Annotated in this window: 21 protein-coding genes; 4 read left to right on the plus strand and 17 right to left on the minus strand. The window is 60.3% G+C overall.

Annotation, left to right across the window (positions count from 1 at the left end; all coding sequences use genetic code 11):
- Nucleotides 1–11 precede the first annotated feature (11 nt).
- From astB to D3879_RS17885, 5 genes are all read right to left on the minus strand, one after another.
- On the minus strand, nt 12–1,367 hold the full coding sequence (gene astB / locus D3879_RS17865; protein WP_119955608.1) for an N-succinylarginine dihydrolase: 1,356 nt from the start codon (nt 1,365–1,367) through the stop codon (nt 12–14).
- Nucleotides 1,364–2,827, minus strand: a complete 1,464-nt coding sequence (gene astD, locus D3879_RS17870) for a succinylglutamate-semialdehyde dehydrogenase (RefSeq protein ID WP_119955609.1) — start codon at nt 2,825–2,827, stop codon at nt 1,364–1,366. The genes astB and astD overlap by 4 nt, the downstream gene beginning before the upstream one ends.
- A complete protein-coding gene (astA, locus tag D3879_RS17875) occupies nt 2,827–3,864 on the minus strand; it encodes an arginine N-succinyltransferase (protein WP_119955610.1) in 1,038 nt (345 codons plus the stop codon). Before astA ends, astD begins: the two co-directional genes overlap by 1 nt.
- Before the next feature lie 11 nt (nt 3,865–3,875).
- Complete coding sequence (gene aruF, locus D3879_RS17880; protein WP_119955611.1) at nt 3,876–4,892, minus strand: arginine/ornithine succinyltransferase subunit alpha; 1,017 nt, start codon at nt 4,890–4,892, stop codon at nt 3,876–3,878.
- A gap of 219 nt (nt 4,893–5,111) precedes the next feature.
- Nucleotides 5,112–6,332, minus strand: a complete 1,221-nt coding sequence (locus D3879_RS17885; RefSeq protein WP_119955612.1) for an aspartate aminotransferase family protein — start codon at nt 6,330–6,332, stop codon at nt 5,112–5,114.
- Nucleotides 6,333–7,046: 714 nt separating this feature from the next.
- Between D3879_RS17885 and D3879_RS17890 the strand changes: the two genes are divergently transcribed.
- Nucleotides 7,047–8,042 (plus strand): IS110 family RNA-guided transposase, encoded by a 996-nt coding sequence (locus D3879_RS17890; RefSeq protein WP_119955613.1) that lies wholly within the window; start codon nt 7,047–7,049, stop codon nt 8,040–8,042.
- Between the two features lie 222 nt (nt 8,043–8,264).
- Here the strand turns inward: D3879_RS17890 and argR are convergent, their stop codons facing one another.
- The 9 genes from argR to D3879_RS17935 all read right to left on the minus strand — a co-directional run bounded on the left by argR (nt 8,265) and on the right by D3879_RS17935 (nt 19,195).
- A complete protein-coding gene (argR, locus tag D3879_RS17895; protein ID WP_119955614.1) occupies nt 8,265–9,245 on the minus strand; it encodes a transcriptional regulator ArgR in 981 nt (326 codons plus the stop codon).
- Between the two features lie 88 nt (nt 9,246–9,333).
- The gene (aotP, locus tag D3879_RS17900; RefSeq protein ID WP_119955615.1) at nt 9,334–10,098 is read right to left on the minus strand and encodes an arginine/ornithine transport ATP-binding protein AotP; all 765 of its coding nucleotides are present in this window, start codon (nt 10,096–10,098) and stop codon (nt 9,334–9,336) included.
- Nucleotides 10,099–10,124: 26 nt separating this feature from the next.
- Entirely contained in the window at nt 10,125–11,237 is a 1,113-nt protein-coding gene (locus tag D3879_RS17905; protein ID WP_119955616.1) for a succinylglutamate desuccinylase/aspartoacylase family protein, read from the minus strand.
- A 10-nt stretch (nt 11,238–11,247) separates the two neighbouring features.
- Nucleotides 11,248–11,946, minus strand: a complete 699-nt coding sequence (locus D3879_RS17910; protein WP_119955617.1) for an ABC transporter permease — start codon at nt 11,944–11,946, stop codon at nt 11,248–11,250.
- The gene (locus D3879_RS17915; protein WP_119955618.1) at nt 11,943–12,632 is read right to left on the minus strand and encodes an ABC transporter permease; all 690 of its coding nucleotides are present in this window, start codon (nt 12,630–12,632) and stop codon (nt 11,943–11,945) included. The genes D3879_RS17910 and D3879_RS17915 overlap by 4 nt, the downstream gene beginning before the upstream one ends.
- 381 nt (nt 12,633–13,013) lie before the next feature.
- On the minus strand, nt 13,014–13,793 hold the full coding sequence (locus D3879_RS17920) for an ABC transporter substrate-binding protein (protein ID WP_119955619.1): 780 nt from the start codon (nt 13,791–13,793) through the stop codon (nt 13,014–13,016).
- A gap of 599 nt (nt 13,794–14,392) precedes the next feature.
- Entirely contained in the window at nt 14,393–16,348 is a 1,956-nt protein-coding gene (gene acs / locus D3879_RS17925) for an acetate--CoA ligase (protein ID WP_119955620.1), read from the minus strand.
- 255 nt (nt 16,349–16,603) lie between these two features.
- The gene (locus D3879_RS17930; RefSeq protein ID WP_119955621.1) at nt 16,604–17,182 is read right to left on the minus strand and encodes a hypothetical protein; all 579 of its coding nucleotides are present in this window, start codon (nt 17,180–17,182) and stop codon (nt 16,604–16,606) included.
- Between the two features lie 447 nt (nt 17,183–17,629).
- On the minus strand, nt 17,630–19,195 hold the full coding sequence (locus D3879_RS17935) for a sigma-54-dependent transcriptional regulator (protein WP_119955622.1): 1,566 nt from the start codon (nt 19,193–19,195) through the stop codon (nt 17,630–17,632).
- A 272-nt stretch (nt 19,196–19,467) separates the two neighbouring features.
- Between D3879_RS17935 and phhA the strand changes: the two genes are divergently transcribed.
- From phhA to D3879_RS17950, 3 genes are all read left to right on the plus strand, one after another.
- Nucleotides 19,468–20,256: a phenylalanine 4-monooxygenase gene (phhA, locus tag D3879_RS17940; RefSeq protein WP_119955623.1), complete on the plus strand. Its 789-nt coding sequence runs from the start codon at nt 19,468–19,470 to the stop codon at nt 20,254–20,256.
- Between the two features lie 152 nt (nt 20,257–20,408).
- Nucleotides 20,409–20,780, plus strand: a complete 372-nt coding sequence (locus tag D3879_RS17945) for a 4a-hydroxytetrahydrobiopterin dehydratase (protein WP_119955624.1) — start codon at nt 20,409–20,411, stop codon at nt 20,778–20,780.
- On the plus strand, nt 20,777–21,973 hold the full coding sequence (locus D3879_RS17950) for an amino acid aminotransferase (protein ID WP_119955625.1): 1,197 nt from the start codon (nt 20,777–20,779) through the stop codon (nt 21,971–21,973). Before D3879_RS17945 ends, D3879_RS17950 begins: the two co-directional genes overlap by 4 nt.
- A 112-nt stretch (nt 21,974–22,085) precedes the next feature.
- Here D3879_RS17950 and arfB read toward each other — a convergent pair whose 3' ends face one another.
- The 3 genes from arfB to maiA all read right to left on the minus strand — a co-directional run bounded on the left by arfB (nt 22,086) and on the right by maiA (nt 24,843).
- Nucleotides 22,086–22,499 carry an alternative ribosome rescue aminoacyl-tRNA hydrolase ArfB gene (gene arfB / locus D3879_RS17955; protein WP_119955626.1) on the minus strand — a complete coding sequence of 138 codons (414 nt, stop codon included), beginning with the start codon at nt 22,497–22,499 and terminating at the stop codon, nt 22,086–22,088.
- Nucleotides 22,500–22,671: 172 nt separating this feature from the next.
- Nucleotides 22,672–24,093 carry an amino acid permease gene (locus tag D3879_RS17960; RefSeq protein ID WP_119955627.1) on the minus strand — a complete coding sequence of 474 codons (1,422 nt, stop codon included), beginning with the start codon at nt 24,091–24,093 and terminating at the stop codon, nt 22,672–22,674.
- Between the two features lie 108 nt (nt 24,094–24,201).
- Nucleotides 24,202–24,843, minus strand: coding sequence for a maleylacetoacetate isomerase (gene maiA, locus D3879_RS17965; protein ID WP_119955628.1), 642 nt, complete (start codon nt 24,841–24,843; stop codon nt 24,202–24,204).
- Nucleotides 24,844–24,923: the final 80 nt, after the last annotated feature.

The raw sequence follows: 24,923 nt of genomic DNA on the forward strand, positions 1-24,923 counted from the left end.
TTGCAGGACTCTTAATTGATCTGGAATGGATAAACCGAGCCTAGTTTAAGGATCTGCGTCAGTTCATCCAATGCCGAACGACATTCGACCAACAATTGCGGGTCGACCAGGTCGGCCTCGGCCAAACGATCGCGATAGTGCTTGTCGACCCAGACGTTGAGGGTGTCGTACAGCGACGGGGTCATGATCACCGCGGAATTCACCGCGTTCAGCTCGCCCTCGTTGAGCGCCACCCGCAAGCGCAGGCAGGCCGGGCCACCGCCGTTCTGCATGCTCTGCTTGAGATCGAATACCTTCACTTCGCGAATCGGGCCGTCTTCGGCGGTCAGGCGCGACAGGTATTGCCAGACACGCTCGTTGTTGCGGCACTCTTCCGGCACGATCAGCAACATCGAACCGTCGGCCTGCGACAGCAGTTGGCTGTTGAACAGGTAGGACTTCACCGCGTCTTCGACGCTGACCGCATCGCGCGGCACGCAAACCGCGCTGAAGCGCCCGCCGCGACGGCCGAGCTTGTCGTGCAGCTCGGCCAACACCTTCTCGGTGTCGAGGAAGGCGTCTTCGTGGTGGAACAGCACTTCGCCGTTGCCCACCGCGATCACGTCGTTGTGGAACACGCCCTGATCGATCACTGCAGGGTTCTGCTGGGCGTAGACCACGCCAGCCTCACCCAGGCCGTGCAGGCGAGCGACCGCCTGGCTGGCTTCCAGGGTTTGCCGCGCCGGGTAACGCTGCGGTGCCGGGAAGCGGCTATCGAAAGCGCTGCGACCAAACACGAAGAACTCTACGCCGGCCTCACCGTAGCTTTTGCAGAAGCGCGTGTGGTTGGCCGCGCCCTCGTCACCAAACTGCGCCACCGCTGGCAGAGCCGCGTGATGGGCGAAATGTTGCTGGTTGGCGAACATCGCCGCGAGTATGCGACTGGTGGTCGGATGCTCGAGGCTGCGATGGAATTTGCAGTTGAGATTGGCGGCGGTGAAATGCACACGGCCATCCGCAGTGTCGGCACTCGGGCTGACGGTCGCCGCGTTAGCCGTCCACATGCTCGAGGCCGAGCAGCTGGCGACCAACAGCGGCATGGCGTCTTTCGCAGCTTTCTCGATCACCTGCGTATCCGTGCCGGTAAAACCCAGGCTACGCAGGGCGGCGACGTCCGGACGTTCCTGCGGGGCCAGTACGCCCTGCTTGAACCCCATCTCCATCAGCGCCTTCATCTTCGCCAGGCCTTGCTTCGCGGCTTCCTTGGGGCTGGAGACCTGCTGGCTGCTGCCCTGCGAGGCGACGTTACCGTATGACAGGCCACCGTAGTTGTGAGTCGGCCCGACTAGACCGTCGAAGTTGACTTCATAGGCTTTTTTGACAGTCATAAGCTGACTCCAGGGGTCAGGGTTGCAGGCAGGCTCAAGCTTTCGCTTTCCAGCGAGGCCACCGGATAAGCACAGTAATCCGCAGCGTAGTAAGCACTGGCGCGATGGTTGCCAGAGGCGCCGACTCCGCCAAAAGGCGCCGTGCTGGCGGCACCTGTCAGCTGTTTATTCCAGTTGACGATGCCGGCACGGCTCTCGACCCAGAACTGTTGATAGCGCTCGCGGGAATCCGACAGCAGCCCAGCGGCCAGGCCATATTGGGTGGCGTTGGCTTCGCGAATCGCGCCGTCGAAATCGGCGTAACGAATCACTTGCAGCAGCGGACCGAAGAACTCCTCGTCGGGGCGCTCACTAACAGCAGTGACATCCAGAATGCCCGGAGTCAGCAACGCGGCATGGGCCAGCGGCTGACTCATCGCCAGCAGTGCAGTCGCACCCTGGGCGATAAGATGCTCCTGAGCCTTGAGCAGATGCCGCGCGGCATCCAGCGAGATTACCGACCCCATAAAGGGTGCCGGCTGCGCATCGAAGGCACCGACCTGGATGCTCGAAGCCACTGCCACCAGGCGCGCCAACAGGGCATCACCCCAGGCGCCCTGCGGCACCAGCAGGCGACGGGCGCAGGTACAGCGCTGGCCCGCGGAGATGAAGGCCGACTGAACGATGGTGTACACCGCCGCATCGAGGTCTTTGACCTGATCGACGATCAGCGGGTTGTTGCCGCCCATCTCCAGCGCCAGGATTTTGTCCGGGCGGCCGGCAAACTGTTGATGCAGCAAGTTGCCGGTGCGGCTCGAACCGGTGAAGAACAGCCCGTCGATACCCGGGTTGCCGGCCAGGGCGACGCCGGTGTCACGGGCGCCTTGCAGCAAATTGAGCACGCCTGCCGGCAGGCCGGCTTCGATCCAGCACTTCACCGTCAGCTCGGCGACTTTAGGGGTCAACTCGCTGGGCTTGAAGATCACCGCGTTGCCGGCCAGCAACGCCGGCACGATATGCCCATTAGGCAGGTGACCGGGGAAGTTGTAGGGACCGAACACCGCGACCACGCCATGCGGTTTGTGCCGCAATATGGCCGTAGCGTCGGCCAAGGGGCCACTCTTTTCACCGGTACGTTCGCGGTAGCTCTGAATCGAGATAGCCACCTTGTTGACCATGCTGGTCACTTCGGTAGCGGACTCCCACAGCGGCTTGCCGGTCTCTTCACCGATGGTGCGGGCCAGTTCGTCGCCGTGCGCTTTAAGCGCGGCGGCAAAACTCTCCAACACGCTGGCACGCTCTTCCAGCGAGCGTTTAGCCCAGGCTGGGAAAGCCGCGCGGGCAGCCTGGACGGCAGTTTCGACCTGCGCCGCAGTAGCAGCCTGACCAGTCCAGACCACGGCCTGACTGACCGGATTCAACGATTCCAACGCCTCACCCTGGCCTGTTTGCCAGGCGCCGGCAATGTAATGCGTACTCATTAAATCAGCTCCTTGTTCGCTGGCGCTCTGGCCGACAGCGGCACTGCGCGCACTTGGTCACCGGCGGTGAGTTGCAGACGCTTGGCCGTCAACGGATCGACCACCAAAGTGCCGGCCGCCATCCGCGCCGGTGCGGCGGTGATTCGGCAGTCTTCACGCTTGCGGTTGTGGATCAGGAACGGCGTGGCGTCATCGCCTGGCGTGCCTATCGCCAGCACCAGCGCCTGGCTGTCGTGCACGGCGCGGATTTTCGTGGTTTCGGCTTCGATGGCCGGGCCGGCGTCGAAGATATCCACGTAACCCTGATAACTGAAACCCTCGCCCTTGAGCATGGCCAGCGCCGGCTCGGTATCCGGATGGACGCGGCCGATGATGTTGCGCGCCTCCTCCGAGAGGAAGCAGGTGTAGAGCGGGAACTTCGGCATCAACTCGGCGATAAAGGCCTTGTTGCCGACGCCGGTGAGGTAATCGGCGCGGGAGAATTCCATCTTGAAGAAGTGCCGGCCGAGGCTTTCCCAGAATGGCGAACGGCCATGCTCATCGGACATGCCACGCATTTCGGCAATCACCTTGTTGCCGAACAACTGCGGGAACTCGGCAATGAACAGGAAGCGCGCCTTCGACAGCAGGCGACCGTTCAGCCCACTGCGATGGTTCGCCTGCAGAAACAGCGAACACAGCTCGGAGTTACCAGTCAGGTCATTGGCGAGGAACAGCGTGGGGATCTCGCGATAGATCTTCAGCTCCTGCGAGGCGCTGACGGTCAGGCCGAGACGGTAGTTGTACCAAGGCTCGCGCAGGCCGACGGCGCCGGCGACCGCCGAGATACCGACCACCTGGCCGGTGTCATCTTCGAGGACGAACAGGTAATCGGCGTCGGCGCGCTCGGCTTCGCCACGGAAGGCTTTCTCCGCCCAACCGACGCGGTGCGCCAGGCGTTCCTCGTTGGCCGGCAGCGTGGTCAGGCCGGCGCCGGTGCTGCGGGCGAGATTGATCAGGGCCGGCAAATCGGCACTGCGGACGGGACGAACGATCATAGGCAATCCTCTTAAACCGCAACCAGGCGCACGCTGGCGCCCTCGCCGACGCCCAAGGCTTCGGCGGCTTCAAGACTCAGGGTGACCGGTTTGCCCGGCACCCAATCCAGTTCGACGACAATCGCACGGAAGTCCTGCAATTGGCCGTTGGCCACCAGATAGGTACGCCCGCCTTTGCCGGGGTCGCCGATACGTACCGGCACCACGCGACTCTGGGCAATCGAGCGGATGCCTGAGGTGCGCGCGTGCAGGGTCGGGCCACCGTCAAAAATGTCGATGTAATGATCGGTCTCGAAGCCTTCACGCATGAGGATGTCGAAGGTGATCTGCGCCCGTGGATGGACCTGGCCCATGGCTTCCTGGGCGGCGTCCGGCAACAGCGGCACGTAGATCGGGTAATGCGGCATCAGTTCGGCGAGAAAGGTGCGGCTTTTCAGACCACAGAGGCGCTCGGCCTCGGCATAGTTGAGGTCGAAGAAATTCCGCCCGACCGCATCCCAGAACGGCGAATCGCCGTTTTCATCGCTGTGCCCGACGATCTCCACCACTACCGCATCGGCGAAGCGCTCCGGGTGGCTAGCCACAAACAGCAGGCGGCCACGCGAGTTCAGCTCGGCCCACGGCGAGTTCACCAACGGTTTTTCGACGTAGAAGCTGGTCAGCAGGCTATTGCCGGTCAGGTCGTGGCAGAGCGAGAGCACGTGAATCTTGTTGTGGATCGAAAGCGACCGCGAGGCATGCACGAAGGTCTCGTTGCGGAAGCTGTAGAACGGCTCGGAATAGCCGGCCGAAGCGACGATGCCGGAACAGCCGACCAGCCGACCAGTATCCGTATCTTCAAGCACGAAGAAATAGCTTTCTTCACCGTTAAAACTGACTTCGGCCGCAAACGACGCCTCCGAGGCGACAATCTTCTCGCTCAGGCGCTCGGCATCATCCGGCAGCGAAGTAACACCAACCGGGCTGTCCGCGGCCAGACGTTGCACGTCGGCCAGATCAGCCATTTGCGCAGGGCGCATCACCAGCATGGTGTTACTCCTTCAAGAAAAGCTCCAAGCCACTCGCGCAGAGAGGCCGGGAGAAAGCCATGACACAAGACCACGGCACACACAGAAATGGTCATCCTTGGTAAAAATACGGATCAACTCGTCCTGAGTTGATTAAAGCTACAACTGGGCTGCATGGTTGGCGCGGGCCGAAAATGCCCAGAGGCAAAATTCGGCTCGTGCCGCACACCTAAAGCCTGCTTAGGCCTGAGTCAACTTGGCCACAGCCCGCTCGAAACGGTTCAGGCCTTCATCGATATCCGCATCCGGAATCACCAGGCTCGGGGCAAAACGCACGACATCCGGGCCGGCCTGCAAGACCATGACGCCTTCCTTCTCGGCGGCGTTGAGCACGTCCTTGGCTTTGCCCTTCCAGGCATCCGACAAGGCGGCGCCGAGCAACAGGCCCAGGCCACGCACTTCGGTGAAAATGCCGTACTGCGCGGCGATCTGCTCCAGGCGCACCTTGAAGCGCTCGTGCTTGGCCTTTACGCCAGCGAGCACTTCCGGGGTGTTGATCACATCCAGCACCGCGCCCGCCACCGCACTCGCCAGCGGGTTACCGCCATAGGTGGTGCCGTGAGTACCGACCGCCAAATGAGTGGCGATCTTGCTGGTGGTCAGCATCGCGCCGATCGGGAAACCGCCGCCCAGGCTCTTGGCGCTGGAGAGGATGTCCGGCGTGACGCCGTAGTTCATATAGGCGAACAGCTCGCCAGTACGGCCCATGCCGCTCTGCACTTCATCGAAGACCAGCAGCGCGTTGTGCTCGTCACACAGCTTGCGCACGCCCTCCAGATAAGCCTTGTCAGCCGGCAGCACACCGCCCTCGCCTTGAATCGGCTCCAGCACCACGGCACAGGTCTTGTCGGAAATGGCTGCTTTCAGCGCAGCCAGATCGTTAAACGGTACATGGGTGATGCCTTCGATCTTCGGACCGAAGCCCGCGGAATACTTCGCCTGGCCACCGACCGTCACGGTGAACAGCGTGCGGCCGTGGAAGCTGTTGGAGGCCGCGATGATCTCGAACTTCTCCGGGCCATACACATCATGGGCATAACGACGCGCCAGTTTGAATGCGGCTTCGTTGGCCTCGGCACCGGAGTTGGCGAGGAAAACGCGCTCGGCGAAAGTGGCGTCGACCAGCTTGTGCGCCAGCCGCAGGGCCGGCTCGTTGGTGAAGACGTTGGACACGTGCCAGAGCTTCTGCGCCTGATCAGTCAGGGCTTTGACCAAGGCCGGGTGCGCATGGCCCAGGGAGTTCACGGCGATCCCGCCGGCGAAGTCGATCAGCTCACGACCACTCTGATCCCAAACGTGGGAACCCTCGCCACGCACTGGAATAAAGGCTGCGGGGGCATAGTTGGGGACCATCACCTGATCGAAATCGGCGCGCTCTACCTTTACATACTCAACGGACATCGGTGTTCTCCTGCCTGGAACGGCTAGCGATGGAATGAATTGTAGGGACTGATTTGGGGCGGGCATTGTCGTCATGCGACAACTTCTTATAGCGCCAACCCGAGAAATTTCGGTGCTTATGGAAATGCGACAGAAAGCGTCGCGAAGGCGCAGTTTAAACGCGGTTCAATGCAGAGATGCACAGAAGGAGAAAATTTCTGAATAGGCTGACTAAGCGGCTTCTGCTGCCCGGGTCGCGCTCCTGGCGACCCAGTTTCTCTCTGCGACAAGAACAACTGTACAGGCGCCGTACAAAACCATCAGGAGAACGCAAAGGTAGGTTGGTGCTGAGCCAAAGGCGATGCCCAACAACCGGCCTGCAAGGCCGGGCTTCCAGTCGCGAGCCCGAGAATAAGGAGCCGCAGGGCGACTCCCTGTTGGGCATCGCTGCGTTCAGCGCCAACCTTGTATGTTGTTTTCCGTCAACCGGGTTAGCCTTTCAGGCCCTGCGCTTGACGCAGAGAAGCAGTTACTGGGGAGGCCGTTCCAACCTGGAGGTGAGTTCACACTCAACCTCGTCCGTAGATCGGCCCCCCGCCTCATTGCCCACCGCGTGGAGTATCCGGAAGCCAGCTCATTGAGGTGGACTTCGCATCACAAGGTTGCAGCGGCAAGAAGTGCGAGGTCGGGGAACCGGTAGCTATTGTTGCTCAAATGCCGGGCGAGATGAATTCAATGAGCGTATTTGTCGGTGTGGATGTGGGTGCCAAGACAGTTGCCTTGGCATGGCGAAAGGGTGGTCGCACGCGGGGCAAGCTGGACATCCAGCAAACGCCCGAGGGTCACGCCCAGGCGGTGGAGCGGATTAAAGCGCTAGAAGCCGTCCAAGTCGTGATGGAGGCCACCGGCGTTTACTACTTGGACTTGGCCGTTGCCTTGAGCAAGGCCGGGATCGTCGTATCTGTCATCAACCCCAAAAGCTTCCACCACTTTGCCCAACTCAAGTTGGCGCAAAGCAAGACCGACCCGCTAGACGCGGCCCTCCTGGCCGAGTACGCCGAGCGGATGACGCCAGCCCCTTGGACTGCGCCGGATACCCTCCGTATGGCGCTGCGTGACATCGGCCGACAAATCAATCGGCTGACCGCGACCCGTACACAAGCCAAGAACCGCCTGCACGCCTTGCGCTCCAAACGTGACACGCTGGCGCTGCTGATTGAAGACGAAGTTGAAGCGGTCGAGAGGCTGGATCAGCGCATCGAGCGACTCAGCAACGCTGCACAGCGCCTGATTGCCGAGGACGCCGTGTTGAACAGTCAGTTTCAGCATCTGCTGGCAGCCAAAGGTGTTGGCGTTGCCAGTGCTATTGCGTTACTGGCTGAACTCAGTGTCCTGCCCCAGCATCTGAAGGCGCCGCAAGTCAGTCGCTATGCCGGGCTAGATATCCGCCTGTGCCAATCGGGCAGTAGCGTCAATAAGGCTTCACGGCTGAGCAAGGCGGGTAATGCCTATCTACGAAGCGCCCTCTACATGCCGGCACTGAGCGCGGTACGACATGACCCAAACGCCAAGGCCTTCTACCTGTCCCTACAACGCCGTGGCAAAAAGAAAATACAGGCCGTATGCGCCGTCATGCGCAAGTACCTGACCGGGCTTTGGGCTTGCATCCAACTGGGCGAACCCTTCGACTCCAGCAAGCTATTCAGCAAAATCCATCTGGCTGAAGCTTGACGTCCAACAGAGTATCTACGGGACTGCCGCTTACCTGCAAGTTTGCGCAAAACGTAGGTTGGCGCTGAGCCAGAGGCGATGCCCAACAACCGGCCTGCAAGGTCGGGCTTTTATAGGTGAGACCGAGCTTAGGGAGTCGCGGGCGACTCCCTGCTGGGCATCGCTGCGCTCAGCGCCAACCTACGAGGCGACGAGCCCACCCTTGTGTGAACGGACTTCTTATCAACCGCGCTCTACCGGCACGGAAGTGAGCTCAAAGGGGCTGCTGCTGCGGCGCTGATTGCGGTCTTCACGCGGGGTGGCGCCGAAGAAGTTGCGGTAGGCGCTGGAGAAGTGCGGGCCGGATGAGAAGCCGCAGGACAGACCGATCTGGATGATCGATTTGCTGGTCTGCATCAACAGCTGGCGAGCCTTGTTCAGGCGCAGTTCCAGGTAGTACTGGCTGGGCACACGATTGAGGTACTGCTTGAATATCCGCTCCAACTGGCGGCGCGAGACGCAGACGTGCTGGGCGATTTCATCGGTGGTCAGCGGCTCTTCGATATTCGCCTCCATCAGCAGCACGGCCTGGGTCAGCTTCGGATGACTGGAACCCAGACGGTTCTGCAGGGGAATACGCTGACGCTCCCCGCCTTCACGAATGCGCTCGACCACCAATTCTTCCGACACCGCACCGGCCAACTCCGCGCCGTGATCGCGGGCCAACACTGCCAGCAGCAGGTCGAGCACCGCCAGGCCGCCACAGGCCGTCAGGCGATCACGATCCCAATCGAACAAATGGCTGGTGGCAATCACCTTGGGGAAGCGCTCGGTAAAGTCGTCCTGCCAGCGCCAGTGCACCGCCGCACGATAACCATCGAGCAAGCCGAGCTGAGCCAACGGGTAAACCCCCGCAGACAGCCCGCCGATCACACAGCCAGCCCGCACCAACTGTTTGAGCGCACTGGATAAGGCTGGGGCAAGATGGGCCGGCGGCTCATCAGCCAGCAGAAAGAGCTTTTGACAGCCCTCCAGCTTACCGACCCAAGGCTCGCCCGGCAGGCGCCAGGCTCCTTCGACCATCGGTTCAGCCTGGAGGAACAGCAGCTCGTAAACCACATCAGGGTGAACACGCTGAGCGACACGCAACGCTTCCTCTGCCAACGCCAAAGTCATTGCTTTGGTGCTGGGCCAGAGGAGAAAACCAATTCGATGAGCAGTCATGGCTGGCAGTTTAGGCTCTGTTGGCATTGATGGACATGCCGTGTCGCGCCCAAAAGGGGCGTCATTCTTGTGCTTCCAGTGACCGGGGTTACTTCAAGCTACCGGAAAGAAACTGCTTGAGACGCTCGGACTGCGGGTTAACCAGTACTTCTTTCGGGCAACCGTGCTCTTCCACCACACCTTTATGCAGGAACACCAACTGGTTCGAGACTTCACGAGCAAAGCCCATCTCGTGCGTCACCACCACCATGGTTCGGCCTTCCTGCGCCAGATCCTGCATGACCTTGAGCACCTCACCCACCAGTTCCGGATCGAGCGCCGAGGTAGGTTCGTCGAACAACATGACTTCCGGCTCCATCGCCAGCGCACGAGCAATCGCCACACGCTGCTGTTCGCCACCGGACATGTGCGCAGGATAAGCATCTTTACGATGTGCCACACCGACTTTGGCCAGGTAATGCTCGGCCTTTTCCTGTGCGTCCTTCTTCGACATGCCGAGCACGTGCACCGGGGCTTCCATGACGTTTTCCAGGGCGCTCATATGCGACCACAGGTTGAAGTGCTGGAACACCATCGACAAGCGCGAGCGCATGCGTTGCAGCTGCTTCGGATCGGCAGCCTTGAGCGCGCCCTCCCTATTCGCCACCAGCTTGAGTTCTTCGCCATTCAGCAGGATCTTGCCAGCGTGGGGCTGCTCCAGCAGATTGATGCAGCGCAGGAAGGTGCTCTTACCCGAGCCGCTGGAGCCGATGATGCTGATCACGTCGCCGGCCTTGGCCGCTAGCGAGACACCCTTGAGCACTTCGTGGCTGCCATAACGTTTGTGCAGGTCTTGAACTTCAAGTTTGTACATGGTTTCGACTCTCGAATTCAGTGGAATCAGTCGCTGAGCAAACGGCCCTTGCGGATAGGTTCACGGCCGGCCACCTTGGCCAACCACAGGCCGGGCTGCGCAAAGCGCAGGCGCTCACGCGCGAAAAGCACGCCTGCCGTAGTCGCACGAACGATTGTGTGGCGATCATCCAAAGGATCGATCACCTCAAACAGCGGATCACCCGCTTTAACCTGCCCGCCCACCGACTGGAGAAAACTCACCACGCCGGGGTGCGGTGGATAAACATATTCCGCACCTTCAAAAGGCGTAGCCTCGCAGCACTCCTGTGGCGCCGCCGGCCAATCCCCGGCAATCAAACCCTGCTCGGCCAGGAAGGCTAAAATCCCCTCGGCACTGGCCTCGGCCTGCGCCTTCTCGGTATCCGCCATGCCACCCAACTCAAGGGTGGTCGCCAGACACGCCAGTGGAATCGCTGCCTGCGGGAAATGCCGAGCCAAGCGCAGCCAGGGCACCGAACAGGCCTCATCGAAAGAGTTACCGCCAGACTCCTCAGCCAGCAGCACAGCGCTGGCCTTCAACCGTGCAGCCAGGGAGCGCCATTGCGACCACTGCTGCGGGATCGCGTAAAAATGCACCGCCGCCTCAAAATCACAGTGCAGATCGAGCACCACATCCGCGTCACAAGCGTGTCGCAGCAGCAGCCGCTGTAAACCTTCCAACTCGGAGCCAGCCACCGGCAGCGCATCCAGCGCCTCGCACATCGCCGCACGGATCAGCCGCACATTCGTCGGCCCATCACTGCCGAGATAGCCCTCCAGCGCCGGCGCTATGGCCTCGGCCAGTTCGAAGAAATCACGGTTGAAGTTTTTACCGCTACCGAACTCGAAACGGCCTTGCTGAGTCGCCTGGAACAGCTGCCCCAAGCCAATCGGATTGGCCACCGGCACCAGTTCGATCACGCCGGTCAGGCGGCCTTGGGCTTCCAGCTCACGCAGGCGCCGCTTGAGTTCGACGGCAACGCGCATGCCCGGCAGCTCATCGGCATGCAAGGAGGCCTGGATATAGGCCTTGCACGGCCCGCTACCGAAACGGAACAGCGTCAAGCGGCGTTCGGTTCCCGGGCAGCCCCACGGCAATACATGCTCGATACGTTGCATGATCTGCCCCTCAGGCCTTACGCGGTGCCAGGTAGGCCAGCCAGCGGCGCTCGGCCAGCTTGAACAGGCGCACCAGGACGAAGGTCAAACACAGGTAGAACGCACCAGCAGTGATAAAGGCCTCGAACGGCAGGTAGAACTGCGAGCTGAGGGTGCGCGCCGCGCCAGTGATATCGATCAGGGTGACGATCGACGCCAGACTGGTGGTGTGCAGCATCATGATTACTTCATTGCTGTATTGCGGCAGCGCCCGACGCAGCGCCGAAGGCAGCAAAATCCGCCGGTACAGTTTGAAGCGCGACATACCCATCGCTTTAGCCGCTTCGATCTCGCCATGCGGGGTGGCCTTGAGGCTACCGGCGAGAATTTCCGCGCTATAGGCACTGGTGTTAATGGCAAAGGCCAGGCAGGCACAGAACGTGGCGTTGGACAGATACGGCCAGAGAAAGCTTTCACGCACCGCCGCGAACTGCGCCAGACCGTAGTAGATCAAAAATAGCTGCACCAGCATCGGTGTGCCGCGAATCACATAGGTGTAGAGCCAGGCCGGGAAATTGACCGCCGGCCGCCGCGAGACACGCATCAGGCCCAGCGGAATGGCAAGTAGCAGCCCAAACGCCAGGGAAATCAGCAAAATCTTGAGGGTCACCAACACACCACCGAGGTACAGCGGCAGATTGGCCCAAACGGATGAGAAGTCGAAGATCATAGTTCAGCCACCTTCATGCCTACCGAGTAGCGTTTCTCCAGGAAACGCAGGAGCAGCAAGGAAGCGCTGGTCAACACCAGATAAAGCGCCGCTACCGCCAAGTAGAAAGTGAAAGGCTGGTGCGTGGCATCCGCGGCGCTCTTGGCCTTGAACATCATGTCCTGTAGCCCGACCACCGAGATCAGCGCCGTCGCCTTGGTCAAGACCAGCCAGTTGTTGGTGAAGCCTGGAATGGCGAAACGAATCATCTGCGGCACCAGCACCCGGAAAAACACCTGCAGGCCGCTCATGCCATAGGCAGCACCCGCCTCGCCCTGCCCCTTGGGGATAGCCATGAAGGCACCACGAAAAGTCTCCGAGAGATAGGCCCCGAAGATAAAGCCCATGGTGAACACGCCCGTGGCAAAGGGGTTGAGGTCAATGTAATCCTCATAGCCCAGCAGCGGCGCGACCCGGTTAACCACATCCTGACCGCCATAGAAAATCAGCAGGATCAGCACCAGATCGGGAATGCCGCGAATCACCGTGGCATAGGCTTCGCCCAGCAATGACAGCCACTTGATCGGCGAGAGACGAAACGCCGCCCCGAGCAACCCCAGCACGCAAGCCAGCGTCATCGAGGTCAGGGCCAACGACAAGGTGAGCCAGGCACCGTCGATAATGGTCGAGCCGTAGCCGTTCAGCATGATAAGAGCCTATCGTTGAATAATTCCGGCCCGCATTGCCGCCCAAAAACAGTCCTGGCAAGGCGCGGAACGCCGGTAATGGTGATGCGCTGACCACGTCCAGCAGAAGCGCATGGCGTACCTTCAGGCACACCCCGAAGGGACGGGGCCATTTCTGCGCATAGCTGCGTCAGTCGTCGCTCATTTGGAGTAACCAAACTTCTCTCCTCCTTTTCTTGCCCTGCGCCAAATGGCTTCCGTCGCGGGCAGGAGTTACTCAAGGATAGGCTCTGCGTCCTTATGCAGCGCACCCAACCAAGCGGATCGCCCGGGAGCACCACCACAACGAAAAAGTGGCACAAACCGCAGGATTGAGTTTGTGCCACCTTTAGAGAAAAGCGATTACTCGCCGTAGACGTCGAACTTGAAGTATTTGTCCTGTACTTCTTTGTACTTGCCGTTGGCGCGGATAGCGGCGATGGCAGTAGTGATCTTATCGGCCAGCGCCTTGTCACCCTTACGTACCGCGATCCCGGCGCCTTCACCGAAATATTTCACATCGGTATAAGCCGGACCGGCAAAAGCGAAGCCTTTCCCAGCGTCAGTCTTGAGGAAGCCGTCATCGATGTTCACAGCATCCGCCAGAGTGGCATCCAAGCGACCCGAGGTCAGATCCAGGAACACTTCGTTCTGCGAGCTGTAACGGACGACTTCAACACCGGCCGGGGCAAACACTTCAGTGGCGAAACGATCGTAAGTGCTGCCACGCTGCACGCCCACCTTCTTGCCCTTCAGATCAACCAACGGATCGTTCAGCACAGTGCCGGCTTTCATCGCTAGCTTGACCGGTGTCTGGTAGTATTTGCTCGAAAAGTCGACGGACTTCTTACGCTCTTCGGTGATGGTCATGGAGGAAAGAATCGCGTCGATTTTGCGTACTTTCAAAGCTGGGATCAGGCCGTCGAACTCCTGTTCGATCCACTGGCACTTGACCTTCATCTCTTCGCACAGCGCGTTACCGATATCGTAGTCAAAACCTGTGATAGCGCCATCAGGCGTCTTGCTGGCGAAAGGCGGGTAAGCCGCTTCGATGCCAATACGCAGGGGCTTAGCATCGTCAGCGATGGCCAGCGAGGACAATACGGACAACGCCAGGGCGCCGAGAAGTGCGATCTTCTTCATCTTATGACTCCTTCGAGTAGGGGTTTGGCTTCTGTTGGCAGAATTGGAGATCGCCCAGGCCGTCCGTTAATTGTAGAAAGAGTCGCCGTCTTTGCAGTGTGCTAAGCAGCATCCAAGAGGCTACGGCTGGGTGAGCGGCATTCTAACGACAGCTCCAAAGCCGATATTTCTTCAATGCGACAACTAATTACAAAAGGCTCTGGCAGGCTTACCAGGCATATTGACAGGCACTCCAAAAGCTGGAGGACCAGAGAGAATTAACAACCCCAGGCTAAGGCAATAATCGCGCCTTATTTTGCAAAACCCTTATATTTCGGCACCTCCAGCAAGTTGGAGAGCTTTTAGCCAGCTAAAAAAAGCAGCAAACCAACGCAAGCTGTTTCCGTACACCCCGCCAAAGTGCGCGATGTTACCCAGCTTGTTACGCCCACAAAAACCCTTCGCTCAGCCGTGCAAACCAGCCCCTAAAACCGATATCAATCTCCATAAGCCAGCGATTTATAGGTTGAGCCAGCAAACTGCGACGCAACGACCAAGCCGAAACAAAAACGCCCCGCCCCAGCTTGTGGCTGGGGCGGGGCGTGACTAACAGCAATCGATCAGGCGGCCTGCATACTGCGATGTGTGTCGATCAGGTGTTGCACCACGCTGGGATCGGCCAGGGTGGAGATGTCGCCGAGCCCCTCATATTCGGCGATGGCAATCTTGCGCAGGATACGGCGCATGATCTTGCCCGAGCGAGTCTTTGGCAGCCCCGGCGCCCACTGGATCACGTCCGGTGCGGCGATCGGGCCGATTTCCTTGCGCACCCACTGCTTGAGTTCCTGGCGCAGCGTTTCGCTCGGTTCTTCACCACTGTTAAGGGTGACGTAGACATAAATGCCCTGCCCCTTGATGTCGTGAGGCATGCCGACCACCGCGGCTTCCGCCACTTTCGGGTGGGCTACCATGGCGCTCTCAATCTCGGCAGTGCCCATGCGGTGGCCGGAGACGTTGAGCACGTCATCCACCCGACCGGTGATCCAGTAGTAACCGTCCTCGTCGCGCCGCGCACCGTCACCGGTGAAGTACATGCCACGGAAGGTTTTGAAGTAGGTATCGACGAAGCGATCATGGTCGCCGTACAGCGTGCGCGCCTGACCCGGCCAGGAGTCGACGATCACCAGGTTACCTTCAGCTGCGCCCTCGATCAGGTTGCCGAGGTTATCCACCAGGGCCGGCTGCACGCCGAAGAACGGCCGCGTCGCCGAACCCGGCTTGAGCGCCGTAGCACCCGGTAGCGGGCTGATCAGGATGCCGCCGGTTTCGGTCTGCCACCAGGTATCGACAATCGGGCAGCGCTTCTGACCGACAGTGTCGTAGTACCACTGCCAGGCCTCCGGGTTGATCGGCTCGCCGACCGAACCGAGCAAGCGCAGGCTGGCACCGCTGGCATCGCGTACCGCAGCGTCGCCCTGGGCCATCATGGCGCGGATCGCCGTCGGCGCGGTGTAGAGGATATTGACCTGGTGTTTATCGATGATCTGACCGATCCGCGATACATCCGGATAGTTCGGAATGCCTTCGAACAACAGCGTGGTCGCGCCATTTGCCAGCGGGCCGTAGACAATGTAGCTATGGCCGGTGACCCAGCCCACATCGGCGGTGCACCAGTAGACTTCGCCCGGCTTGTAGTCGAACACCCGTTCATGGGTCAGTGCGGCATACACCAGATAGCCAGCAGTGCTGTGCAGCACACCTTTCGGCTTACCGGTGGAGCCGGAGGTGTAGAGGATAAACAGCGGATCTTCGGCGCCCATTTCTTTCGGCAGGCAATGGCTGGAGGCGACCGCCATCAGATCCTCGTACCAGACATCGCGATGCTGATGCCACTTGATCGGCGCACCGGTGCGCTTGCAGACGATGAGCTTCTGCACGCTGCTGGTTTCCGGGTTGGTCAAAGCCTCGTCAACGTTGGCTTTCAGCCCAGTTTTCTTGCCGCCGCGTACGCCTTCATCGGCGGTGATGACGATCTTCGACTTGCAGTCGATGATCCGCCCCGCCAGCGCCTCCGGCGAGAAGCCGCCGAACACCACCGAATGCACGGCACCGATACGGGTGCAGGCGAGCATCGCCACCACGGCCTCCGGAATCATCGGCATGTAGATGGTCACCACGTCGCCACGATGCACATCCTGGCCGCGCAAGGCGTTGGCGAACTTGCAGACCTGCTCGTGCAGTTCGCGGTAGGTGATGTGCTTGTGCTCGGACGGATCGTCGCCTTCCCAGATGATCGCGACCTGATCGCCACGCTCGGCCAAATGCCGATCCAAGCAGTTGGCGGAGACGTTGAGGGTGCCGTCGGCAAACCATTTGATATCGACGTGATGATCATCGAACGAGGTCTGCTTGACCTTGCTGAAGGGCTTGATCCAGTCAATGCGCTGCGCCTGCTCGCGCCAGAAACCGTCGGGATTGATCACCGATTGCTGGTACAGGGCTTTGTAGCTGGCCTCATCGGTCAACGACTGAGCCGCCACTTCGGGGCGCACGGGATACAGGGAAGCAGCACTCATCAGGAAATACCTCAGCGGGTAGTTGTTGTTTTATGGCGCCTTTTGTAGCTACTGCTTTCCTAAATAACCATTCGACCATGGTCTTACCAGCCATAGCTCCTGTCAGCTTGGCGCCCTGCGAGCCCCCAACTAAAAAGGGCGACCCCAAGGTCGCCCACTTAAATCATTCCGAGATAAACACTGGCGTCCCGAAGAACGCCCCACAGACGGTGTCGCTGCATCCCTGCTCGGTCTAGACGGACCATTCCCCTCAGCCTATGAAGCAGCGGACCGCTCCCCCTCCTCCTCGACCACAGCGCCCGCTGCACTGGCGACTGCAAACGCCACGGCACAGGCCAATAGCGAGAACACAGCGAAAGCGCCCATCACATACAGGTAAGGCAACACGTAATTCCACGCTCGAGCCACACCCAAGAAAGCGGCGAATAGCCAGCCACTCATGGAGAGCGCGCCCAAGAGAGCAAGGCGGGTGCGGGCGGAGTTGGGCAACCAGACGAAAGGAGCCTTTTGCAGCAGCGGGAAACCGACTCGATGCAGCAACGCGCCGTTCACGCTAAGCAGCGCGACAACGGTCACCTTAGCCCAGAGTTTCTGATTGAGCAGATACGTGGCGCCCTCATCGAGGTAGCCCTGCAACACCAACAGCAGGCCACTTCCCCAAAGAGCCAGCAGCGCCAAGGTGACGATCTTCTGAGTTTCCTCGAGATACTCACGCTGCGCCTGATCCAACGCCTCCCTGCGCCAACTCCAGAGCTTGTGATCGGCCTGCAACACCCGCCCCAGAGCAATGCAGGTGGCGAGCAGATGACCGTATACGAGTAGCATTTTAAGCATTGCCTTGACCTTATTTTTATTTGGGCAATGCACTCCTTGCGCCCCCTAAATTTGAAACTAAATGATACACATTCATATTTACGCCGACAAGCTCCCTCCCCGACCGCATATCCGGCAATGCCCACACTCAAGCGCAAGGCGAAATGCTGCTTCGAAGGGATCGAGGTCCGGAACCGAAAAGCAAGACGCCACCGGCTACCGAGGGAGGCGACGAGCGCGGCGGTTATTTCAGGGCGCGAGGAGAATAAAAAAAGGCGACCCTAAGGCCGACCATCAAGTCATTCCGGGGAAGGAATGCTAAAACGCTGCATCCAAGATCACGCTCGATTCGGATGGCGCCTTTGTATGCCCGTCGACTAAAGCGAAATCATTGCACTAACGTCGTAGGGCGACTAATGCCTAGCCTTATCGGCTGCCCAGCGGAGCTAGGCGGATGCAGCTACCGACCTATTCACCCGCCCCTTCTTTGCCCAAACCATGCTGACGCAGCTTGTTGGCAATGGTGGTGTGCGAAACACCCAGGCGCTTACCCAGTTGCCGGCTGCTTGGGTGCTCGGCGTAGAGCCGCTCCAGCACGGCTTTTTCGAAACGCCCGAGAATCGCCTCCAGCCCGCCCTCGAGGGAGAAATCACCTAGCGGCTGCGGCGCACCATAGTCCGGCAGGCGGATATGTTCGGGCTTGACCGTGCCGCCATCACAGAGCGAAACCGCCTGAAACAGCACGTTCTCCAACTGCCGTACATTGCCTGGCCAGTGGTAGTGATTGAGTCGTTCAAACGCATGCGGCGCCAGTTTGGGTAGCGGGCAACCAATCTGCCGGCTGGCCTGATCGAGAAAGTGATCGGCCAACGGCGCCAGCCCATCCAGGCATTCGCGCAGCGGTGGAATATGCAGGCTGAGCACATTGAGGCGGTGGTAGAGGTCCTGGCGAAACTCGCCTTTCGCACAGAGTTCGGAGAGATCCACCTGAGTTGCGCAGATTACCCGCACATCCAGGTACACCTCCTCGTCGCTACCGACCCGACGGAAGCAACCATCTTGCAAGAAACGCAGCAGCTTGGCCTGCAAGCGTGGGCTCATCTCGCCGACGCCATCGAGGAACAAGGTACCGCCGGCGGTCAACTCCAGCAGGCCGAGCTTGCCCTCCGGACGAGCCCCCTCGAAGGCGCCTGGGCCGTAACCGAACAGTTCGGTCTCGGCCATGGATTCCGGCAGCCCGGCGCAGTTCAGCGCCATAAACGGCGACTGCCCACGCGGGCTGGCCAGGTGGCAGGCGCGCGCTAGCAGCTCCTTACCGGTGCCGGTCTCGCCCTCGATCAGCAACGGCGCATCCAACGGCGCCATCCGCCGGGCTTCGCGCACCACCGCCGCCATGACTTTCGAACTTTGGAAGATGCTATCGAAGCCACGCAACTCCTGTTTGCGTACATGGTAAATGCGCTCACCGACACGATCGGCGCGATGCAGGGTCAACACCGCACCAGCCAAGGCTTCGCTTTCATCGTGCTCGGATTGCAGCGGAGCGATGTCGGCGAGAAACACATCGCCCTTCACCTTGACCCGCAGGCCATTGATTCGCGACTTGTTCGCCCGCACCAACTCGGGCAAATCGAAATCTTCGGCGTAGCGTGACAACGGAATCCCCGGCACCTCGTCCACCCGCACCCCCAGCAACTGCGCCGCCGCGCGGTTGGCGGCGACGATCGAGCCGCCCATGTCGATCGACAGCACCGGAAAATCCAGCGCGCCGAGCAAAGCATTCAATTCCAGATGACGGCGCTCGCTGGGCATCAAACCGACGCGCTTGACCCCGAACACGCCGGGAATCGCCTCGAACTTCGCACGCAGAGACTGGAACTGTAGGTTGATCAGGTTCGGGCAGTGCAGATAGATGGCGTTGCCCTGCTCGCCGCCGACCTCGCCGCGGGCGACGTTGATGCCGTACTCGACCAACAGGTTGAGGATGTCGCGCAGGATGCCGACGCGGTTCTGGCAGTGGACTTTAATTCTCATCGCAAGCGCCCTGTTATCGATGCTGGTGGCGGGCTAGCGGTGTTTTTTCGCAAAATCACCGCAGATTTTCGTCAAGAATATCTGACAGACGACCGCACCAACAAGGCTGAAATCCGCAACTCCGCCAGGATCGTAACTATATCTTTACGATTTTGTCGCTACTTCCTGCCCACCCGAAGCCATTAGCGGGCTGCGCCGCGCAACGCTCTGCGGTATTGCTAGGTCAAGACAACAACAATGCGCTGCGGCATTGCGACCGCGCAGGAGACCGTATGAAAACCACGCAGTACGTGGCCCGCCAACCGGACGAGCACGGTTTTATCCATTACCCGGAAGCCGAGCATGAGGTGTGGAACACTTTGATCACACGCCAGTTGAAGGTGGTCGAAGGTCGCGCCTGTCAGGAGTATTTGGACGGTATTGAGCAGATTGGCCTGCCCCACGAGCGCATCCCGCAACTCGGCGAGATCAACAAGGTTCTCGATGCCACCACCGGTTGGCGCGTGACGCGGGTACCAGCATTGATTCCGTTCCAGACCTTTTTCGAGCTGCTGGCCAGCAAGCAATTCCCCGTTGCCACCTTTATTCGTACGCGAGAAGAGCTGGACTACCTGCAAGAGCCGGACATTTTCCATGAAATCTTCGGCCATTGCCCGCTGCTGACCAACCCCTGGTTCGCCGAATTCACCCACACCTATGGCAAGCTCGGCCTCAAGGCCAGCAAAGAGGAACGCGTCTACCTCGCCCGCCTGTACTGGATGACCATCGAGTTCGGTCTGGTCGACACGCCACAGGGCCGCAAAATTTATGGCGGCGGCATTCTCTCCTCGCCGAAGGAGACGCTCTACTGCCTGTCCGACCAGCCCGAGCACCAGGCTTTCGACCCGATCGAAGCGATGCGCACGCCTTACCGCATCGACATCCTGCAACCGCTGTATTTCGTGCTGCCGGAGCTTAAGCGGCTGTTCGATCTGGCCCAGGAGGACATCATGGCGATGGTGCCCAAAGCCATGCAGCTAGGCTTGCACCCGGCGAAATTCCCGCCGAAACAGGCGGCCTGAACGATATCCGGACACCAATACCTGGACACGTAGGCTGGGTAGAGTCGCGTAGCGACGAAACCCAGCGCAGAGCATCGAGCTGGGTTTCGCTACGCTCTACCCAGCCTACCTAGACTATCTAGACAGCAAACGCCAATAAGAAGGAACCCACCATGACCGCGTTGACCCCCTCAGTTCTGAATCAGGCCCACTGCGAAGCCTGCCAAGCCGGTGCCCCGCAAGTCAGCGATGCCGAACTGCCCGAATTGCTGCGGCAGATTCCGGACTGGAATATCGAAGTTCGTGACGGTGTGATGCAGTTGGAAAAACTCTTCCTGTTCAAGAATTTCAAACAGGCCCTGGCCTTCACCAACGCCGTCGGCGAAATCTCCGAGGCCGAGGGCCATCACCCTGGCCTGCTGACCGAATGGGGCCAGGTCACCGTGACCTGGTGGAGCCATTCGATCAAAGGCCTGCACCGCAACGACTTCATCATGGCCGCCCGTACCGACGAGGTCGCGAAAACCGCGGAGGGGCGCAAGTGAAACACTTCCACGCTATCTCCCGCGTGCCCGGCGACCCGATTCTCGGCCTGATCGAGGCCTTTCGTGCCGACAGTAATCCGGCCAAGTTGGATCTCGGTGTTGGCGTGTACAAAGACCCCCAGGGTCATACGCCGATTCTGCGTGCGGTGAAGCTGGCCGAGCAGCGCTTGGTCGACAGCGAAACGACCAAGAGCTACATCGGCGGTCATGGCGATGCGCTGTTTGCTGCGCGCCTGGCTGAACTGGTGCTCGGTGCCGATTCCCCACTGCTGCGCGAACAACGCACCGGCGCCACGCAAACGCCTGGCGGCACCGGCGCCCTGCGCCTGACTGCGGACTTTATCGCCCATTGCCTGCCCGGCCGTGGCATCTGGCTGAGCGACCCAACCTGGCCGATCCACGAAACGATTTTTGCCGAAGCCGGGCTCAAGGTCGGTCATTACCCCTACGTCGGCAGCGACAACCGCCTGAACGTCGAAGCCATGCTCGCCGCCCTCGGCCAGTTACCGCTCGGCGACGTGGTGCTGCTGCACGCCTGCTGTCACAACCCGACCGGCTTCGACCTGAGCCAGGACGATTGGCGCCGGGTGCTGGAAGTGGTGCGCGCGCGTGAGCTGTTGCCGCTGATCGACTTCGCCTATCAGGGCTTTGGCGACGGCCTGGAAGAGGATGCCTGGGCGGTACGGCTGTTCGCCCAAGAACTACCCGAACTGCTGATCACCAGCTCCTGCTCGAAGAACTTCGGCCTCTACCGCGAACGCACCGGCGCCTTGATCGTCTGCTGCGAAAATGCGGAAAAACTGCTGGATGTCCGCAGCCAGCTGGCCTCTATAGCCCGCAATCTGTGGTCCACCCCACCCGCTCATGGCGCTGCGGTGGTCGCGCAAATCCTCGACGATCACGCCTTGAAAACCCTCTGGGCCGATGAAGTGGAAGCCATGCGCCGCCGCATCACCGAATTGCGTATGGGCTTGGTCGAAGCTCTGCAGCCTTACGGTCTGGCCGAACGCTTTGCGCATATCGGCATACAGCGCGGGATGTTCTCCTACACCGGCCTGACGCCCCTGCAGGTGCAGCGGCTACGGGATGAATACAGCGTGTATATGGTCGGTTCCGGCCGTGCCAACGTGGCAGGGATCGATGCCAGTCGTCTCGACGACCTGGCCCGAGCCATCGCCCAGGTGTGCGCCTGACCTTCAAACCCGTAGGAGCGGGCTTGCCCGCGATGCTCTTGTTTGAAGAGCTTCGCGAGCAGAGCTCGCTCCTACAAAGTTATGCCCTCTCCTCTGAACCACCTACTGAAACTCAGTAATCCACCTTGCCGCGCCCGGCCTTGATCGAGCCGCGCTGGCTCTTGCCTTCCAATCGACGCTTCTTCGAACCCAGGGTTGGTTTGGTCGGGCGGCGGGCTTTTTCCACCTTGGCGGCACTCAGAATCAGCTCCTTTAGCCGCTCCAGAGCGTCCGCGCGGTTCTGTTCCTGAGTGCGGTACTGCTGCGCCTTGATCACTACCACGCCATCGCCGGTGATACGGCTGTCGCGCAGCGCCAGCAGGCGTTCCTTGTAGAACGGCGGCAGCGACGAGGCGTGGATATCGAAACGCAGATGCACCGCGCTGGAGACCTTATTAACGTTCTGCCCACCGGCGCCCTGGGCGCGGATGGCCGTCAGCTCGACCTCGGCATCGGGCAGATGAACGTTATTGGAAATCACCAGCATGACGAACGCACATATAAGGAAGGAGGAGGCCAGGATAACCCGAGCGCCCGCTCGGCGCTTAAAGCGCCGACGCCAGCATTCATCTCAAGCTTCCGCCCTGCTGAAACAACAAACCCGGCTTTAGCCGGGTTTGTTGTGTATCGCACCGAATTCATCGGCCTGTGTTGCGCGCTTACTCGACTGCCGGGGCGCCGGCCAGATCGACCGTCGCTTTACCTTTGGACAGTTTGAGGCGGTAGCAACCCCACATAAACACCAGCCAGAACGGAATCGCGTAGACCGACACCTTGATCCCTGGGATCAGCAGCATGACGCCGAGGATAAACAGCACGAAGGCCAGGCACAGGTAGTTGCCGAACGGGTACCAGAAGGCCTTGAAGCCCGACTGCACGCCCTTGCGCAGCATGTGCTGGCGGAACTTCAGGTGCGAATAGCTGATCATCGCCCAGTTGATCACCAATGCCGCAACCACCAGCGACATCAGCAGCTCCAGCGCGTTCTGCGGAACCACGTAGTTGACCACTACGGCGAGGAAGGTCACCAGCGCCGAGAGCACCAGTGCCCGCACCGGCACCCCACGTTTGTCGACCTTGGCCAGCGACTTCGGCGCATCGCCCTGCTCGGCCAGACCCAAGAGCATGCGACCGTTGCAGTAGGTGCCGCTGTTGTAGACCGACAGCGCGGCGGTGAGCACCACGAAGTTGAGGATGTGCGCGGCGGTATCGCTACCCAGCATCGAGAACACCTGGACGAACGGGCTGCCGCTGTAGGCGTCGCCGGCACTGTTGATGTTCTGCAGCAGCGCATCCCAGGGGGTCAGGGAGAGCAGCACGACCAACGCGCCGACATAGAAAATCAGGATGCGGTAGATCACCTGGTTGATCGCTTTCGGGATCACGGTTTTCGGCTTGTCGGCCTCGGCCGCGGTGAAACCGAGCATTTCCAGGCCGCCGAAGGAGAACATGATGAAGGCCATCGCCATCACCAGACCGGAGATGCCGTTAGGAAAGAAACCGCCGTGTTCCCACAGGTTGCTCACCGCCGCCTGCTCGCCGCCGGCACCGCTGAACAGCAGGTAGCAGCCGAGCACGATCATGCCGATGATCGCCACCACCTTGATCATGGCGAACCAGAACTCCGCCTCGCCGAACAGCTTCACGTTGGCCAGGTTGATCGCGTTGACTATGACGAAGAACACCGCCGCGGTAGCCCAGGTCGGGACATCCGGCCACCAGTAATGAATGTACTTGCCGACCGCGGTCAGCTCCGACATGCCCACCAGGATGTACAGCACCCAGCAGTTCCAGCCCGAGAGGAAGCCAGCAAAACCGCCCCAGTACTTGTGGGCGAAATGGCTGAAGGAGCCGGCTACCGGCTCTTCGACGATCATTTCACCGAGCTGGCGCATGATCAGGAAGGCGATAAAACCGCAAATGGCGTAGCCGAGGATCATCGACGGCCCGGCGGATTTCAGCACCCCGGCCGAGCCGAGGAACAAACCGGTGCCGATGGCGCCACCGAGCGCGATCAGCTGGATATGGCGATTTTTCAGGCCGCGCTTAAGCTCGCCCGAGGGAAGAGTGTCATGCTGCATTAGTACGTCACCTTTTGTTTTTATCTGTGACGGGATCGGACCCGCCGCGCTCGTGGTGCGGCGGAATTCAGCAAGGCTTGTAAGCCTTTGCAGTTAGTTGCGGGCCCCTTACTGAGCGTCGGGCTGTTCCTCCGGAGCGGCGTTTTTAAACGCATCAAGGGATTCACAGTGGGCGACCACATCGAGGATGCGAGGGTACGCATTGAGGTCACAGTTAAAACGGCGCGCATTGTACACCTGCGGAATCAAACAGGCTTCCAGATAACCCGGCCGTTCACCCAGTGACAGACGACCGGGCAAGCGCATCAAGCCCTGCTCCACGGCCGCCAAGCCAACATCCACCCAGTGCCGGTACCAGGTGTCTTTCGCTTCACTCTCAACCCCCAATGTGCCGGATAGGTATTGCAACACCCGCAGGTTGTTAAGCGGGTGGATATCGCAAGCGATATGCAGCGCCAATGCACGCACCTGCGCGCGCAGGGCCGGATCGCTCGGCAGCAGTGCCGGTTGCGGGTGGGTTTCATCGAGGTATTCGAGAATCGCCAGGGACTGCGCGATCTTCGTCTTGCCATCGACCAGCAGCGGCAACAGCCCCTGCGGATTCAGCGCCAGATAGTCAGCCGAATGCTGCTGGCCGCCGTCCTTGACCAGATGCACCGGCACTTGCTGGTAGGCCAACCCCTTCAGGTTAAGTGCGATGCGCACCCGATAGGCGGCGCTGGAACGCCAGTAGGAATAGAGCGTCAGCATGGACATCCTTCCTGAGGTAGTGGTCTGGACCGTAGGAGCGGGCCATGCCCGCGAACCGTTTGCGGGGCTGCCATTCGCGA

Origin of the sequence: Pseudomonas cavernicola (assembly GCF_003596405.1) — a bacterium.
GTDB lineage: Bacteria > Pseudomonadota > Gammaproteobacteria > Pseudomonadales > Pseudomonadaceae > Aquipseudomonas > Aquipseudomonas cavernicola.

Excerpts from the sequence above, each read along its gene's own strand:
- astB (WP_119955608.1), bottom strand. The coding sequence starts at position 1,367 with ATGACTGTCAAAAAAGCCTATGAAGTCAACTTCGACGGTCTAGTCGGG.
- astD (WP_119955609.1), bottom strand. The coding sequence starts at position 2,827 with ATGAGTACGCATTACATTGCCGGCGCCTGGCAAACAGGCCAGGGTGAG.
- astA (WP_119955610.1), bottom strand. The coding sequence starts at position 3,864 with ATGATCGTTCGTCCCGTCCGCAGTGCCGATTTGCCGGCCCTGATCAAT.
- aruF (WP_119955611.1), bottom strand. The coding sequence starts at position 4,892 with ATGCTGGTGATGCGCCCTGCGCAAATGGCTGATCTGGCCGACGTGCAA.
- D3879_RS17885 (WP_119955612.1), bottom strand. The coding sequence starts at position 6,332 with ATGTCCGTTGAGTATGTAAAGGTAGAGCGCGCCGATTTCGATCAGGTG.
- D3879_RS17890 (WP_119955613.1), top strand. The coding sequence starts at position 7,047 with ATGAGCGTATTTGTCGGTGTGGATGTGGGTGCCAAGACAGTTGCCTTG.
- argR (WP_119955614.1), bottom strand. The coding sequence starts at position 9,245 with ATGACTGCTCATCGAATTGGTTTTCTCCTCTGGCCCAGCACCAAAGCA.
- aotP (WP_119955615.1), bottom strand. The coding sequence starts at position 10,098 with ATGTACAAACTTGAAGTTCAAGACCTGCACAAACGTTATGGCAGCCAC.
- D3879_RS17905 (WP_119955616.1), bottom strand. The coding sequence starts at position 11,237 with ATGCAACGTATCGAGCATGTATTGCCGTGGGGCTGCCCGGGAACCGAA.
- D3879_RS17910 (WP_119955617.1), bottom strand. The coding sequence starts at position 11,946 with ATGATCTTCGACTTCTCATCCGTTTGGGCCAATCTGCCGCTGTACCTC.
- D3879_RS17915 (WP_119955618.1), bottom strand. The coding sequence starts at position 12,632 with ATGCTGAACGGCTACGGCTCGACCATTATCGACGGTGCCTGGCTCACC.
- D3879_RS17920 (WP_119955619.1), bottom strand. The coding sequence starts at position 13,793 with ATGAAGAAGATCGCACTTCTCGGCGCCCTGGCGTTGTCCGTATTGTCC.
- acs (WP_119955620.1), bottom strand. The coding sequence starts at position 16,348 with ATGAGTGCTGCTTCCCTGTATCCCGTGCGCCCCGAAGTGGCGGCTCAG.
- D3879_RS17930 (WP_119955621.1), bottom strand. The coding sequence starts at position 17,182 with ATGCTTAAAATGCTACTCGTATACGGTCATCTGCTCGCCACCTGCATT.
- D3879_RS17935 (WP_119955622.1), bottom strand. The coding sequence starts at position 19,195 with ATGAGAATTAAAGTCCACTGCCAGAACCGCGTCGGCATCCTGCGCGAC.
- phhA (WP_119955623.1), top strand. The coding sequence starts at position 19,468 with ATGAAAACCACGCAGTACGTGGCCCGCCAACCGGACGAGCACGGTTTT.
- D3879_RS17945 (WP_119955624.1), top strand. The coding sequence starts at position 20,409 with ATGACCGCGTTGACCCCCTCAGTTCTGAATCAGGCCCACTGCGAAGCC.
- arfB (WP_119955626.1), bottom strand. The coding sequence starts at position 22,499 with ATGCTGGTGATTTCCAATAACGTTCATCTGCCCGATGCCGAGGTCGAG.
- D3879_RS17960 (WP_119955627.1), bottom strand. The coding sequence starts at position 24,093 with ATGCAGCATGACACTCTTCCCTCGGGCGAGCTTAAGCGCGGCCTGAAA.
- maiA (WP_119955628.1), bottom strand. The coding sequence starts at position 24,843 with ATGCTGACGCTCTATTCCTACTGGCGTTCCAGCGCCGCCTATCGGGTG.